14 protein-coding genes are annotated in these 13614 nt (G+C 64.0%); 5 read left to right on the top strand and 9 right to left on the bottom strand.

What is annotated here, in order from left to right:
• Positions 1-104 precede the first annotated feature (104 nt).
• Positions 105-1604 (bottom strand): AAA family ATPase, encoded by a 1500-nt coding sequence (locus tag M3461_06440; protein MDQ3774017.1) that lies wholly within the window; start codon positions 1602-1604, stop codon positions 105-107.
• 358 nt (positions 1605-1962) lie between these two features.
• Here M3461_06440 and M3461_06435 point away from each other — a divergent pair, with 358 nt between their 5' ends.
• On the top strand, positions 1963-2130 hold the full coding sequence (locus M3461_06435) for a hypothetical protein (GenBank protein MDQ3774016.1): 168 nt from the start codon (positions 1963-1965) through the stop codon (positions 2128-2130).
• Between the two features lie 248 nt (positions 2131-2378).
• Here M3461_06435 and M3461_06430 read toward each other — a convergent pair whose 3' ends face one another.
• The 3 genes from M3461_06430 to M3461_06420 are packed head-to-tail and all read right to left on the bottom strand — an operon-like array spanning position 2379 to position 6004.
• Positions 2379-3683: a UDP-glucose/GDP-mannose dehydrogenase family protein gene (locus tag M3461_06430; GenBank protein ID MDQ3774015.1), complete on the bottom strand. Its 1305-nt coding sequence runs from the start codon at positions 3681-3683 to the stop codon at positions 2379-2381.
• 24 nt (positions 3684-3707) lie between these two features.
• Entirely contained in the window at positions 3708-4994 is a 1287-nt protein-coding gene (locus M3461_06425) for a nucleotide sugar dehydrogenase (GenBank protein MDQ3774014.1), read from the bottom strand.
• Positions 4994-6004, bottom strand: coding sequence for an NAD-dependent epimerase (locus M3461_06420; GenBank protein ID MDQ3774013.1), 1011 nt, complete (start codon positions 6002-6004; stop codon positions 4994-4996). Before M3461_06420 ends, M3461_06425 begins: the two co-directional genes overlap by 1 nt.
• A gap of 142 nt (positions 6005-6146) precedes the next feature.
• Between M3461_06420 and M3461_06415 the strand changes: the two genes are divergently transcribed.
• Positions 6147-6707: a hypothetical protein gene (locus tag M3461_06415; GenBank protein ID MDQ3774012.1), complete on the top strand. Its 561-nt coding sequence runs from the start codon at positions 6147-6149 to the stop codon at positions 6705-6707.
• Here the strand turns inward: M3461_06415 and M3461_06410 are convergent.
• The 5 genes from M3461_06410 to bfr form a co-directional block, all read right to left on the bottom strand.
• On the bottom strand, positions 6663-7157 hold the full coding sequence (locus M3461_06410) for a PepSY domain-containing protein (protein ID MDQ3774011.1): 495 nt from the start codon (positions 7155-7157) through the stop codon (positions 6663-6665). The genes M3461_06415 and M3461_06410 overlap by 45 nt on opposite strands.
• Before the next feature lie 43 nt (positions 7158-7200).
• Entirely contained in the window at positions 7201-7998 is a 798-nt protein-coding gene (locus M3461_06405; GenBank protein ID MDQ3774010.1) for a hypothetical protein, read from the bottom strand.
• Positions 7983-8354: a hypothetical protein gene (locus M3461_06400; protein MDQ3774009.1), complete on the bottom strand. Its 372-nt coding sequence runs from the start codon at positions 8352-8354 to the stop codon at positions 7983-7985. The genes M3461_06405 and M3461_06400 overlap by 16 nt, the downstream gene beginning before the upstream one ends.
• A 323-nt stretch (positions 8355-8677) precedes the next feature.
• Positions 8678-8875, bottom strand: coding sequence for a (2Fe-2S)-binding protein (locus M3461_06395; GenBank protein MDQ3774008.1), 198 nt, complete (start codon positions 8873-8875; stop codon positions 8678-8680).
• A gap of 284 nt (positions 8876-9159) precedes the next feature.
• Positions 9160-9624, bottom strand: coding sequence for a bacterioferritin (bfr, locus tag M3461_06390; GenBank protein MDQ3774007.1), 465 nt, complete (start codon positions 9622-9624; stop codon positions 9160-9162).
• A gap of 123 nt (positions 9625-9747) precedes the next feature.
• Between bfr and M3461_06385 the strand changes: the two genes are divergently transcribed.
• From M3461_06385 to trpC, 3 genes are all read left to right on the top strand, one after another.
• Complete coding sequence (locus M3461_06385) at positions 9748-11784, top strand: M3 family metallopeptidase (protein MDQ3774006.1); 2037 nt, start codon at positions 9748-9750, stop codon at positions 11782-11784.
• A gap of 96 nt (positions 11785-11880) precedes the next feature.
• A complete protein-coding gene (locus M3461_06380; protein MDQ3774005.1) occupies positions 11881-12507 on the top strand; it encodes a hypothetical protein in 627 nt (208 codons plus the stop codon).
• Positions 12508-12682: 175 nt separating this feature from the next.
• The gene (gene trpC, locus M3461_06375) at positions 12683-13477 is read left to right on the top strand and encodes an indole-3-glycerol phosphate synthase TrpC (protein ID MDQ3774004.1); all 795 of its coding nucleotides are present in this window, start codon (positions 12683-12685) and stop codon (positions 13475-13477) included.
• The last annotated feature ends 137 nt before the right edge of the window (positions 13478-13614 follow it).

Below are 13614 nucleotides of genomic sequence, written 5' to 3'. Positions count from 1 at the left end.
GGATCGATCCGATCATCATCATTTCACCGTCCCTACAGCATCAATGACCGTTCGACCAACGATGGTCCCGCTCAGCACCTGCGCCGCCGCTGTACCGTTCAACCTTAGTCCGACAGGCTGCTAGGAGAGTCGACGGCGCGCTCCAGTTGCTTGAGGCCTTCGCGCTCGTTCGCAAGGAGGCTGATGACAAGCTCGCGGATACCCGCGGGGATGTGATCGCGGAGTACCGTCAGCGCCGCCTCGCCCTTCGATGTCACTAGCACCCGCTTTCCGGTCGCGAGGTAGTGGCAGACGATGTTGGCGATGGTATGGGTCTTGCCGGTGCCTGGCGGGCCCTGCACGACGAGGCCGTCGGCATCCATCAATCGCTGGATGATGGAGACCTGTTCGTCATTGAACGGCTTGGGAAAGAAGAAATCGTGCGTGCGCGAGTCGTCGATGGTGGCGCTGGCCGTCGACAACCCACCACCCGCGCCACCGCCCATTCCCGGCTGGAATCCGCTGAGTCCGCCGCCGATATTAACGAACTCTGGGCGGTAACCTCCACTGTCGGAAGGCTCCGTCACGACCCGCGTCGCGGGACCTGGCAGCTCTTTGCACTCCGCAATGGCGCTTTTCAAGCGATCGAGGTCTGCGACCATGAAGTTGTCTGACCGGCGCCGAGCATAAATGGCCCAAGTGTCCGTCACGACGAGCTCGGACCGCCGGTCAGGCAAAACGCGGTCGTTGACGTCCTTCACCTCGTCTGGGTAGTAGCAGCCTTCCTTGTCGAACTGTGCCACCGCCTGCCGGAGCACGGGTTCGAAGGTCTTGCGGATGTAAGGTGAGAACTCTGCGTCGTCGGGTAACTCGGCGAGGTACCTACGTCCGGACTGGAACACGGCGTCGGCGCCGGGGTTCCCGACTGCAAAATACGGCTTTAATGCCAGTTGCGGTTCGGTCGAGCGGGGCCGGACGGTGATCGCTCCGCCCTTGGGATCGATTTGCAGTTCGACCAGTTGTTCGACAAGCGGATGGTCGAATTCACGACCTTCTGTTCGCCACCTCGCAACGCCGACACCCCATACGACCTCGAGCGCCTGCTCGCCACTCTCGGCGTTTATTGCCTGCTGGACGCTGAAGAACGCGTCGTAGATCGCGATGGTATTCCTGCGGGGCTTCTCCTTCTCGGACCATGTTACCCACGGACCGCCGGTGTACGATTCCACAGCCTGTTTGGTCTTTGGTAAACGCTCGAGCCGGTAAATGACGTCGCAGAGCGTCTTCCCGGGCTTCGGCCTTAGCGCGGATTGCACGTCCTTCGCTGCGAGCGTTCCGTTGGCGCAGAGTCGGTCAGCTTCGGCCTTGTCGATGGTTGCGGTCCGCACAGCACGGATCTCGGGCGACCTGAACGGATCCCGACTAACGATTACCCATTCGGCGATCTCGGCAGGCACCGGCGGCGGGTCTAGCCGGTTGAGGCGATCCATCCTGAGCCAGATGGCACCGTCTTCGTCGGCGAGGTCGTGATGAATACCGACGCGACCCCTCAGCTCCACCTCATGGAAGACAAGCTGTTTGTATTCCTTGAGAGCAAAGACCGGCCGCTCCGCCATCCGCACCATGTGGCCGACGTAATCGACGAGGTCTATTAACCGCTTGTGGCTCTCCGAGAGCTCTACCGCTTGTGACGTTTTGGGGGGTTTGGTTATTGATCCAGTCATTAAGGAGGCTCCGCGTTACTTCGCATCCCCGCAATAGGCAGGGATATACCGCGCTTATGGGCTAACCCGAGCTTCGCGGAGTCTCCGGACGTAGGACGAAGACCTGCCCGTCCTTGCCGCGGATTCGTGGCGCTCTTCGGCATCATCCTCACCATGTATGGGGGCGGGTTCGCCTGGGTCGCCACCATCCCCGCCTAATCTGGCCGACATCATGGGCGGTTGCTGACGGCATGGTCCACAGTTCCAGATCGAACGCGGCGTGCCCGTCCACCAGGCCTATAACGTGACCCTCTACGTGCTCGCATCCCTGTTGCTCGTGGGCCTCCTCTGCAACCTGCTGATGCGGCCCGTGGCGCAGCGCTATTACATGAGCGATCTGGAACTGGAGACCGAGCGCCGGCTCGCGCACGAAGCCTCCAAGGCCTGAATTGTAGGGCGACCATGTCACGGGGCAGGAAGATACCCATGGAACGCCCGAGCCGCGCGAGCTGGTTCCTGGTCGCGATCGCCTGGACGCTCGTCGGTATACCGCTAGGCTGGGGGATCTATATCACCTTGGACAAGGCGCTGGTGCTGTTTCGATAGCGGGATAAAGGGGTCGGAGTGAATTTGTGTTGATGCAGACACGATAATAAGCAACCTGCCCAAAATTCACTCCGACCCCTTATCCCGGGGCTACCGACCGACGCCGGCGTACGCGAACCCGCGGGCACTCATGTGCTCGGGTTCGTAGACGTTGCGTAGATCGCAGAACACCCGCCCCCTCATGCGCGCCATCACCTGGTCGAGGTCGAGACCCCGGTAGGCGTTCCATTCGGTCATCAAGACCACCGCGTCGGCCCCGTCGAAGGTGTCGTAGACGCGGTCACAGTAGACCACCGATGCCGGCAGGTGCTTGCGGGCTTCCTTCATCCCCTGGGGGTCATGGGCACGTACGACGGCACCCTTTTCGATCAGGGTCGGGAGGACGGAAAGCGCGGGCGCATCGCGCATGTCGTCGGTCTCGGGCTTGAAGGTGAGGCCCAGGACGGCTAGCGTCTTGCCGGCCTCGCTGCCCCCCAGGGCATCCCGGATCTTCTTGATCATGCGCGCCTTCTGCGCCGCGTTGACCTCGATGACCGCCTCGACGATGCGGCTCGAGACGCCGTGTTCTTGGGCGATCCGTACCAGCGCCTGGGTATCCTTGGGGAAACAGGAGCCCCCATAACCGGGTCCGGGGTGCAGGAACTTGCGGCCGATGCGGTTGTCGAGCCCCATGCCCCGCGCCACGGCATGGACATCGGCGCCCACCGCCTCGCACAGCATGGAAACCTCGTTGATGAAGCTGATCTTGGTCGCGAGAAAGGCGTTCGAGGCGTACTTGATGAGCTCCGCGCTCTCGAGCCCGGTCTTGAGGATGGGCGTCTCGATGAGATTGAGCGGCCGGTACAGCTCCCGCAAGAGCGCCTCGCCGCGCTCGCTCTCGACGCCGATCACCACCCGGTCCGGGCGCATGAAGTCCGAGATCGCGGCCCCCTCGCGGAGGAATTCGGGATTGGAGGCGACATCGAAATCCGCCCGTGGATTCTCGGCGCGGATGACACGCGCGACATTGCGGGCCGTCCCGACCGGTACGGTGGACTTGTCGACCACCACCGTATAGCCCGTCAGGTGCGGCGCGATGCCCTTGGCGGCGTCGTAGACATAACTCAGATCGGCAAACCCGTCGCCATGCCGCGACGGCGTGCCGACCGCGATGAATACGAGGTCCGCGCCCGCCACGGGTCCCGCGAGCCCGGTCGTGAAAGACAGCCGGCTCTGGGCGACATTCTTGGCCACCAGGTCCTTGAGACCCGGCTCGTACATCGGGATCTCGCTCTCTTTGAGGCGTCGGATCTTGTGCTCGTCGACGTCTACGCAGGTGACCTCGGCGCCGAATTCCGCGAAGCACGCACCCGAGACCAGCCCGACATACCCGCTCCCGATCATGACCACGTTCATTTTCCCGATCTCCTGTCGCGACGACTACAAGCGCCACAAGCGCACGCCCGGCGGACAGTGCTCGCGTGCCAACTTCGCCTTGACATCGACGACCACACCCCGGCCGCCCCGCAACAGTGGTACGACGGCCTGCCACCCCTTGGCGACGTAATCATGGTGCGGAACGGCGAACACCACGGCGTCGGCCGGCGCAAGCGCCTCTTCCGGCAACAGATCGATACCGCACGCCTCCCTGGCCTCCGCGCGATCCGCCAGGGGATCGGTCACCTGGACATTGACGGCGTAATCCCGCAGCTCGGTGACGATGTCGATGACCCGTGTGTTGCGCAGGTCCGGGACGTTCTCCTTGAAGGTGAAACCGAGCACCGTGACGGTACTGCCCTTGACAGTGCCCCCCGCGTGGATCAAATGCTTGATGACTTGGCTCGCGATGTAGGTACCCATGCCGTCGTTGATGCTGCGCCCGGCGAGGATCACCTGGGGGATATACCCCAAGACCTGGGCCTTGTGCGTCAGATAATAGGGATCGACGCCGATGCAATGCCCGCCCACGAGCCCCGGATCAAACGGCAGAAAGTTCCACTTGGAGCCCGAGGCATCCAGGACGTCCCGGGTGTCGATCCCCATCCTGTTGAAGATGAGCGCCAGCTCGTTCATGAGCGAGATGTTGAGGTCGCGCTGGGTGTTCTCGATGACCTTGGCGGCCTCCGCGACCTTGATCGACGGTGCTCGGTGCACCCCCGCACGCACTACCGAACCGTACACCTCCGCCACGATCTCGAGCGTCTTCGGGTCCTGGCCGGAAACGACCTTGGTGATGGCGGTAAACGTGTGCTCCGTGTCGCCGGGGTTGATGCGCTCCGGCGAGTACCCCACGAAGAAATCGCGCCCCGAGCACAGACCGCAGTGCCTTTCCAGGACCGGCACACACGCCTCTTCGGTGGCGCCTGGATACACCGTGGACTCGTAGACCACGATGTCGCCGAACTTGAGCTCGCGTCCGACGAGCTCCGAGGCGCTGAGCAGGGCGCCCAGATCGGGGCGCTTGGCGTGATCGACGGGGGTCGGGACCGCGACGATGTGAAAGTCCGCGGTCTTGAGGGCCGTGGGGTCCGAGCTGAACAGGATGTCGGCCTCGGCCAGGTCGGAACGCCGTACCTCGTGCGTCCTGTCATAACCGTCCTTGAGCTCGGCGATGCGCGTGGGACTGATATCGAAGCCCACCACCCGCCCGTACTTGCCGAATGCCACCGCGACCGGCAGCCCCACGTAACCGAGCCCCACCACCGAGATCTTGCGCGTGTGCATCATTACCCCACCCGGTAGTAGTCTCTGTACCAGTTGACGAAGCGTTCCACCCCGACCTCCACGGGCGTCGCCGGCCGGTAGGCGACATCGTCGACCAGATCCTTTACATCGGCGTAGGTATCGGGGACGTCACCGGCTTGCATAGGCAGAAGCTTCTTGACTGCGACCCTGCCCAGGCAGCCTTCGAGAACCTCGATGAAACGCAAGAGGTTTACCGGATGGTTGTTTCCGATGTTATAAAGGCGGTACGGCGCACGGCTGGTGCCCGGGTCCGGGCTGTCGCCGGACCAGGCGGGGTTGGGCCTGGCCACGGCGTCGATCACCCGCGTGACCCCCTCGACGAGGTCGTCGATGTAGGTGAAGTCGCGCCGGTGATGGCCGTAGTTGAAGACCTCGATCGGCTGGCCCGCCAAGATACTCCGAGTGAACGAGAACAACGACATATCGGGGCGACCCCACGGTCCATACACCGTGAAGAACCTGAGCCCGGTGACCGGGAGGCCGTACAGATGGCTGTAGGTATGGGCCATCAACTCATTGGCCTTCTTGGTCGCGGCGTAAAGCGATACCGGGTGGTCGACGTTGTCGTGTACCGAGAAGGGCATGCGGGTATTGGCGCCGTAAACAGAGCTGGAAGAGGCATACACGAGGTGCTCGACGCCGTTCTGGCGGCAGCCCTCCAGGATGTTCATGAACCCCACGAGGTTCGCGTCCACGTAGGCATGGGGATGGGTCAAGGAGTAGCGCACACCCGCTTGCGCGGCGAGGTGCATGACCCGCTCCGGTTGCTCGGTCGCGAAGACCTGCTCCATCGCCGCGCGATCGGAGACATCGACGCGCAGGAACCGGAACCGAGGGTGACCGTAAAGGCGCGCCATTCGGGCCTCCTTCAGACTCACCTCATAATAGTCGTTGAGGTTGTCGAGCCCGATGACCTCATCGCCCCGCTCAAGCAGGCGTATACTCGAGGCCGCGCCGATGAAACCCGCGGCCCCCGTCACTAGGATCTTCATGCCACCCTCCCGGCCCGTGTCCGGGCCCACTCACAGCATCCGTTACCGCACCGGGCTATGCCGGCCGGCGTATATCGTTCACGCCCAGGCGTGAAAAATGCTAACCCCCTCACCGTGGCCCGGCATCCATAGCCAACCGATCATGGACCCCTTTAACAGGCAATCGTCGGCCGCGCGCAGTGGTCCGGGATATGGCGCTCCCGATCCCCGCCTGCGCCGGGCGTGGGCCGTCATCGGCTGGGCCCTCGTGTTCCTGACCATCGTCCTGTCGCTGCGACCATCACCCGTGGCCTTTGCGGCCGGCAACCTCGACAAGCTCATGCACGTCCTCACCTATGCGACGCTGACCTTGTGGTTCATACAGCTCGCACCCGCCGAGCGCTGGATCCGCATCGCGCTGTGGTTCGTGGGCATGGGCGTCGCGATCGAGATCGCGCAAGATCAGACGGCCTACCGCTACTGCAGTTTCGCGGACATGGTGGCGAACGCAACGGGTATCGTAATAGCGTTGCTGGCGGCGCGCTACGGCTTGTCGAACCTGCTGGCCTGGTGCGAGCGGTCGTTGGCCCGGCGTGTACCGGTGCTCGAGCCCCCGCTGGTCGATTCGGACACAGGGTCCGCTGTCGGCGACGAGGGCCAGAGACCCGGTTCGGTCCCCCTATCTGGGGCGCCGCGACCACATCCACAGGCCGGTCAGCACTAGACCGAGGAACAGCACCGCGGCCGCATCGATCAGGTAGACGCCCCAGGCACCCAAGATCCGCCCGCTGTGGATATCCAGAAGCACGCGCTCCAGCGGCAGGCCCTTGCCGCGATAGAGCTCGACCAGCCGGCCGCGGAGCCCCAGCGGCAGTGTTACGGGCTCGGCCCAGGTGACCTCCGGGTCTACCTCATGCCGCCACTCCACGCGCTCGAGGTCGGCGCTATAGTCTCCGTGTGCCCCCCGCGCGACCAGCCGCCCGGCCGTATCGCGCCCGATGCTGTGCATCCCGGCGGGCACCCCATCGGCACCGCTCAGTCGTTCGATGACCTCACCATCGCGTGTCAATAGAAGGATCGCATCCGGCACGGCAACGACCAGCATGCGTTCGAACTGGACCGCACCGAGCAGCGGGCCTTCGTGCTCCGCCAACTCGAGGGTATCAAGGTACAAGCGACCCCCGAGGCCGCTGACAATCTTGTCACCGACGTGGAAATCAATAGAACTGATAGCCCACACCCAGGTTGAAACCGTCGTCGTCGTTGCCTGGCTTCTGCCCGAACTGCTCCTGGACATCGAATTTGAAGACCACGCCGGGATGCGGCCAGTAAATTGAACCCACCATTGATCTGTTCCGGAAGCGGCGTTGTTGTCGAACTGATTGTAACGCACAAAGAAACCAAGTTCTCCGGGCAGTGGGGTGGACCCCGCGATGCTGAAGCGGTAAGACGGCTCGATGTACCACCCCCACTGCGATTCGCGCCCGGGCGAGTCCCCGCTCTCGGGTCCGAGCCCCGCCGGACCGTCGTCTAGATCCCAACGCGCCGCCAGGGCGCGCAGGCCAAGGCCACCGCGACGGAAGTCGAAGTGACCTTCGACCAAGGTCCCGTCGATATCGAGATCCCCCTGGGTGCTGGTACTGAGCGCTCACCGCGGCCTCCAGCCCCGGGAGACCCGTGTACCGGATCCGGCCCGTCACGGCACCGTCGTCGGCGGGCGCTCGGCCACATTGATGCGGCCACTGCGGACCAAGGAAGGCGTTCGGACCTTCCATGGGTGTGTCGAGACCGGAGTGTCCTACGAGGTCATAGCTCCACCCCGGCGCGAACTGCCCGAGCTCGCCATGTACACCGATCGCGGCCTCGCGCCCGGTGGTCGGGATGATGAACGTCTCCACGGGGTTGCGCTCGACGCCATAGAACGTCGGTGGCTCGTGGGTGAGGTTCAAGATCCCGACCGGGATGAGGTCGACGCCCGCTCGCAGCCGGTGCTCGTTGGTCAGGTCCAGCTCCACCCAGGCCTGCTCCAGCTCGACCTCACCGGGGGTACGTTCGACCTCGATCTCGTCGGGCTGGAGGACCCATCGCCGATCCGAGTGCGATCGACGCAGTTCGCCGCGGTCGTGGGTTTCTCCTCGGCCGCTTCCACGGCCTCGGCGGTGGCCTCGACCTTCTGCTCGGCCGCCTCGACGCGTTTCGAGGTCGACCGCAACTGGCCCTGGGACTGTTCGAGCTTCGCCTTCAGCTCGTCGATGGTCTTCTGCTGGGCCTGGATAACCCGCCACATCTCCTCGGCGCTCGGCGGTCCCGCCGCCCCGGCAGTCAGCGGGACAACCGCCGTGGCCAGGAGGCCCCCGTCATCATCCCCCACTCAAACACTCGCACGCGTCGCGACATCGTTACTCCCTTCGTTTCTCTTTTGTGGACATGCCCGTCCCAGCCGGGTGGAATTCCCAGCGCCTCAACATAATCTAAAATAGCACATCTAAATAGCACTGATTATGATCGACTGATTATGATTCGTATTTACTAATATACCTAAAAACACTGCTCCTGTCCTGGGGAACACTGCGGGTGGTCCCCCCCCACACGGCAACCGGCTGCCAGCTAGGCGCCCGACGGCAATCCCCAAGCTGCGTGGCCGTCTCCAGACTTCGCCTGGCTCGCGGGGCGCGGGCGCTACCTGCGACGCTGTCAAGCCTGTTGCATCCCCATATTAGCCAGATCGTCGGCGAGACGGTGGTTCAGACAGTCGCGGACGTGCTCGACACAGGCCCCACAGCCGGTACCCACCCGCAGGCGCTCGTTGAGCCGGCGCAACGAGCTGGCCCCCTCGCTGATCGCGTGGTCGATATCGCGTTCACTCACCCGGTGACAGATACAGATGATCATAAGCTTGCCCGTTGATGAGCCAGTGCACCCCATAAATGCAGATATTAGCACGAATGAGAACGATTCGCAACAGCTCGGTTTCCGTGAGTTCGTAAGCAAACCTAGTGCCAGGATCATGGGACGTGGCACGCCGCTGGGCCGGAGAATCCCAGTCACGACGAACCATCGGGCTCAGGGTTCAGGTCGCGCTTCTTATTGCCAGTAGGGCGCTGGTGAACGGGAACAGCGGGACTGGATCGATGACCTACCGTCCGGTCGGGGCGCCCCAGCCCAGTCCCGAGGGCCTACAGCTTGGATTGCAGGTAGTTGGGTAGTCCGACCTTATCGATCAGCTCCAACTGTGTCTCCAGCCAATCGATGTGCTCCTCCTCGCCTTCCAGGATCGTCTCCAGGATCTCCCGCGAGATGTAATCCTGCGTCGTCTCACAGAAGGCGATCGCTTCTCGCAGGACCGACAGCGAGCTCATCTCGAGCTTGAGATCGCAGGCGAGCATGTCCTGCACGTCTTCGCCGATTATGAGCTTGCCGATGTCCTGGAGGTTCGGCAGACCTTCGAGGAACAGGATGCGCTCGATGAGCGTATCGGCGTGCTTCATCTCATCCACCGATTCCTTGTGCTCGTACTCGCACAGTGCATGGAAGCCCCAGTTCTTGAACATGCGCGCGTGCAGGAAGTACTGGTTGATGGCGGTGATCTCGTTTTTCAACACCCGGTTGAGGTACTCGAGTACCTTGGCATCGCTTTTCATGTCGTTCTCCTGAAACTCGCCTGGCGCGAATTCTAGCCCCCCGCCGGCCTGCGTGCCAGCCGGATGGTCGCGTGTTAAAGTGTTCCACTCCACTCCGGTACGCAGACCGTACGCCCCCGCCCGATGGACAATCCGCTCTTGAATACCGGCGACCTGCCGGCCTTCGGACACATCGACCCGGGTCACGCCGAGCCCGCAATCGACGTGGTCCTCGGTGAAAACCGCATGGCGATCCAAACGCTCGTCGAGGCGCCGGACGGACACACCTGGGCCACCACCTTGGCGCCGCTGGAGGCGATCGGGGACCGTCTCAACAGGGTCTGGTCACCTGTCAAACACCTGCACGGTGTCGCCGACAGCGAGTCCCTGCGCCAGGCCTACGGGGCGTGCCTGGCCAAGCTCTCGGACTACCACACCGAGCTCGGCCAGCACGAGGGCCTGTACCGAGCCTACCGGCAGGTCAAAGACGATGGCGAGTACGACCGGCTCGGGATCGCCGAGCGCAGGATCATCGACAACGCCTTACGCGACTTCCGCCTTTCCGGGATCGAGCTCCAAGGCACCGACCGCGAGCGCTATCGTGAGACACGGCAGCGCCTCACACGTCTCGAGGCGGGCTTCGAAGAGCGACTCCTCGACGCTACACAGGCCTGGAAGCGACACCTGCCCGACCCTTCCCACCTCGCCGGCCTCCCCGAGACCGCGCTGGCACTGGCACGCCAGACGGCGCAGCGAGAGGGCCTCCCGGGCTTCCTCCTGACACTGGATCATCCATCTTATGCGCCGCTCCTCACCTATGCCGATGACCGCGACCTGCGGCGTGAGATGTACGAGGCGTATACGACGCGCGCCTCGGACCAGGGACCCCACGCCGGGCGCTTCGACAATACCGAGTCCATGGTCGAGATCCTGACCCTGCGACGGGATCTCGCTCGCCTCCTCGGCTTTCAGGACTTCGCCGAGTATTCACTCATTCCCAGGATGGCCGAGGACCCCGCCGAGGTCGTGTCGTTCCTCGAGGATCTGGCACAGCGGGCGCGATCCCTGGCCCTGCGCGAGATCGATGAGCTCTCGACGTACGCCCGCGACGCGCATGGGGCCAAGCGCCTGGAGGCATGGGACCTCCCCTACTATTCGGAGAAGCTCCGGCAGGCGCGTTACAGCCTCTCACAGGAAGCGCTCCGTCCCTTCTTCCCGGTACCGAAGGTACTGGAGGGTCTCTTCACCGTCGCCCGCAGGCTCTACGGGATCGCCATTCATCCACGCGCGGAGGTCGAGGGCTGGCACCCGGACGTGCGGTTCTTCGAGATCCACGACCCGGACGGGAAGCTCAGGGGGAGATTCTACCTCGACCTCTATGCCAGACCTCACAAACGTGGCGGGGCCTGGATGGACGAGTGCATCGTGCGGCGCCGCGCCCCCGAAGGCCTGCAGACGCCGGTCGCTTACCTGACCTGCAATTTCACACCCCCGGTCGGCGATAAGCCCGCGCTCCTGACGCACAGCGAGGTCGTCACCCTGTTCCACGAGTTCGGGCACGGCCTTCACCATCTCCTGACGAGGGTGGACTACCCGAGCATCGCCGGGATCAACGGCGTCCCCTGGGACGCGGTCGAGCTGCCGAGCCAGTTCATGGAAAACTGGTGCTGGGAGCGTGAGGCCCTGGATGTGATCAGCGGCCACTACGAGACGGGCGAGCCCCTCGGCCCCGATTTGCTCAAGCGCATGCAGGACGCGCGGACCTTCCAGTCCGGCCTGCAGATGCTGAGACAGATCGAATTCGCACTGTTCGACTTCCGCCTGCACAGGCTGACCGGGCCCTATGACGCTGCCGCGATCCAGACGGTCCTGGACCGGGTTCGCGACGAGGTCGCGGTGGTCAAACCGCCGGCCTTCAACCGCTTCCAGAATGGGTTCGGGCATATCTTCGCCGGCGGGTACGCCGCCGGTTATTACAGCTACAAATGGGCCGAGGTGCTGGCCGCCGATGCCTACTCCAAGTTCGAGGAACGTGGGGTCTTCGATCCGGCCACCGGCGCGGAGTTCCTGCACACGGTGCTGGAGCAAGGCGGCTCCCGGGACCCCATGGATCTGTTCATCGCGTTTCGAGGTCGCAGGCCGAGCATTGAGCCCCTGTTGAGGCACCTGGGACTGGCCTGACGCCTGATACCCTCGATGCGACGGATCGGCCAGATCGCAGCCTGCCTACTGGCATGCGCATCCGACCCCGCAGCCTCACAACCGGCCCCGAAATCGATGCCCGAACCGGTCTACGTGATCGACAGGCTCGTCGCCGGTGCGCATCGAGACCCCAAACCCCAGAGCCCGCTCACTCATGCGTTTCCAACCGGAACCAAGCTCCAAATCCTGGAACGGAAAGGCTCGATGGCGCGGGTGCGCGGACCGGCGGGCGAAACGGGCTGGGTCGAAGGCGATTACCTGATGACGGAAATGCCCGCGCGACTCGCGGTGGCGATCCTCGAAGATGAGAAGAGAGAGATCAAAGAGGAGAACGAACTGCTGAAGACACAGCTCGCGAACACCGCGGCCGAACCCGGTGATCGCGCGCCATCTCCGTACGGTCCGGGGCTCGATCAGTGCGCCGCCGAACGCGACAGGCACGCCGAGCTGGCGCGGAAGCTGGCCGAGGCCGAGAGCGCCTGTGCGAGCGCCGGCCCATCGCGACCCGTTGCCCAATCCGTCGAACACACCGCACCGCCATCGGACCCAACCGAGCGGTGGCCGGCCGTGCGCACGGCACTGGCTCTCATGAAAGCCGAGATCACAGGCGTCGTTTTTCTCATCCTGGTCCTGGGGGTCGCGCTCGGCGCTTACGCCGCCGATTACCTGCAGCGGCGCAGGCACGGCGGCTTTCGCATATGACCCGTCCCGCCATCACCGAACACTCAGGCGCTGCATGCCAGGCCTGCGCCGACGGTTGGCGGCGCGGTCCGGGGCGCCGTTTAGCCCCGGCGAGTCGCTTGAACCCGGAGTGGTTTGAACCCGCTTGGCGATTGTGTTCTCATCCCCTCGCGCGCGACACCCGACCAAGTATCCCATGCCCGAGCACGACATCCTGCAGGAGATCCTGACCCATAAAGCACATGAGGTAGCCGAGCGACAGGCGCGCGTGTCGCTCGCCGAGGTCAAGGCCCTGGCCACCTCGGCCTCGCCGCCGCGCGGTTTCGCGGCGGCCATCGCTCGGCGCGTCAGGGAAGGCCGGCCCGCAGTCATCGCCGAAAGCAAGAAGGCCTCCCCGAGCCGGGGCGTGATGCGCGCGGACTATGAGCCGGCGTGGCTGGCGCGGGCCTACGCCGCGGCCGGGGCCACCTGCCTCTCGGTCCTGACCGATGTCCGATATTTCCAAGGAGCCGATGCGCACCTCGGGGAGGCCCGTGCCGCCTGTGCCCTGCCGGTCCTGCGCAAGGACTTCATGATCGATCCCTACCAAATCTACGAATCGCGCGTGCTGGGCGCGGACTGTGTGCTCCTCATCGTGGCGGGCCTCTCGGACGCGGGCCTCCAGGAACTTGCGGGCCTGGCCCACACACTCGGCATGGACGTCCTGCCCGAGGTCCACGACCGCGTTGAGCTGGAGCGGGCGCTCATGCTGCGTACCCCGCTCATCGGCATCAATAACCGTGATGTCCGCACCTTCCAAACCGACATCCAGACGACCTTGTACCTCCTGGTCGATGTCTTTCCCGATCGCACCATCGTGACCGAAAGCGGGATCCGCACGCCCGAGGAGGTCGCGCGCTTACGGCGCCACGGTGTGAATGCCTTTCTGGTCGGGGAAGCGTTCATGGCCGCGCCCGATCCCGGGGCGAAGCTCAAGGAGTTGTTCGGCTGAGAGCGCGGTGGGGAGGTATAACCCTAAGTTGTGGATGGGAGACATGAGAGAGGCGGCGTATCCTTCCGCGTGAATCAAACGCGACGCCGGCCTAGGCCGGTGGAAGGAGACGCCACCGATGTTGAAGATAGTCGAGA

The organism is Pseudomonadota bacterium (assembly GCA_030860485.1).
Lineage (GTDB): Bacteria > Pseudomonadota > Gammaproteobacteria > JACCXJ01 > JACCXJ01 > JACCXJ01.
This window is presented reverse-complemented; position numbering and strand designations above follow the sequence as displayed.

Excerpts from the sequence above, each read along its gene's own strand:
- bfr (MDQ3774007.1), bottom strand. The coding sequence starts at position 9,624 with ATGAAAAGCGATGCCAAGGTACTCGAGTACCTCAACCGGGTGTTGAAA.
- M3461_06395 (MDQ3774008.1), bottom strand. The coding sequence starts at position 8,875 with ATGATCATCTGTATCTGTCACCGGGTGAGTGAACGCGATATCGACCAC.
- M3461_06385 (MDQ3774006.1), top strand. The coding sequence starts at position 9,748 with ATGGACAATCCGCTCTTGAATACCGGCGACCTGCCGGCCTTCGGACAC.
- M3461_06425 (MDQ3774014.1), bottom strand. The coding sequence starts at position 4,994 with ATGATGCACACGCGCAAGATCTCGGTGGTGGGGCTCGGTTACGTGGGG.
- M3461_06440 (MDQ3774017.1), bottom strand. The coding sequence starts at position 1,604 with ATGGTGCGGATGGCGGAGCGGCCGGTCTTTGCTCTCAAGGAATACAAA.
- trpC (MDQ3774004.1), top strand. The coding sequence starts at position 12,683 with ATGCCCGAGCACGACATCCTGCAGGAGATCCTGACCCATAAAGCACAT.
- M3461_06430 (MDQ3774015.1), bottom strand. The coding sequence starts at position 3,683 with ATGAACGTGGTCATGATCGGGAGCGGGTATGTCGGGCTGGTCTCGGGT.
- M3461_06420 (MDQ3774013.1), bottom strand. The coding sequence starts at position 6,004 with ATGAAGATCCTAGTGACGGGGGCCGCGGGTTTCATCGGCGCGGCCTCG.
- M3461_06380 (MDQ3774005.1), top strand. The coding sequence starts at position 11,881 with ATGCCCGAACCGGTCTACGTGATCGACAGGCTCGTCGCCGGTGCGCAT.
- M3461_06415 (MDQ3774012.1), top strand. The coding sequence starts at position 6,147 with ATGGACCCCTTTAACAGGCAATCGTCGGCCGCGCGCAGTGGTCCGGGA.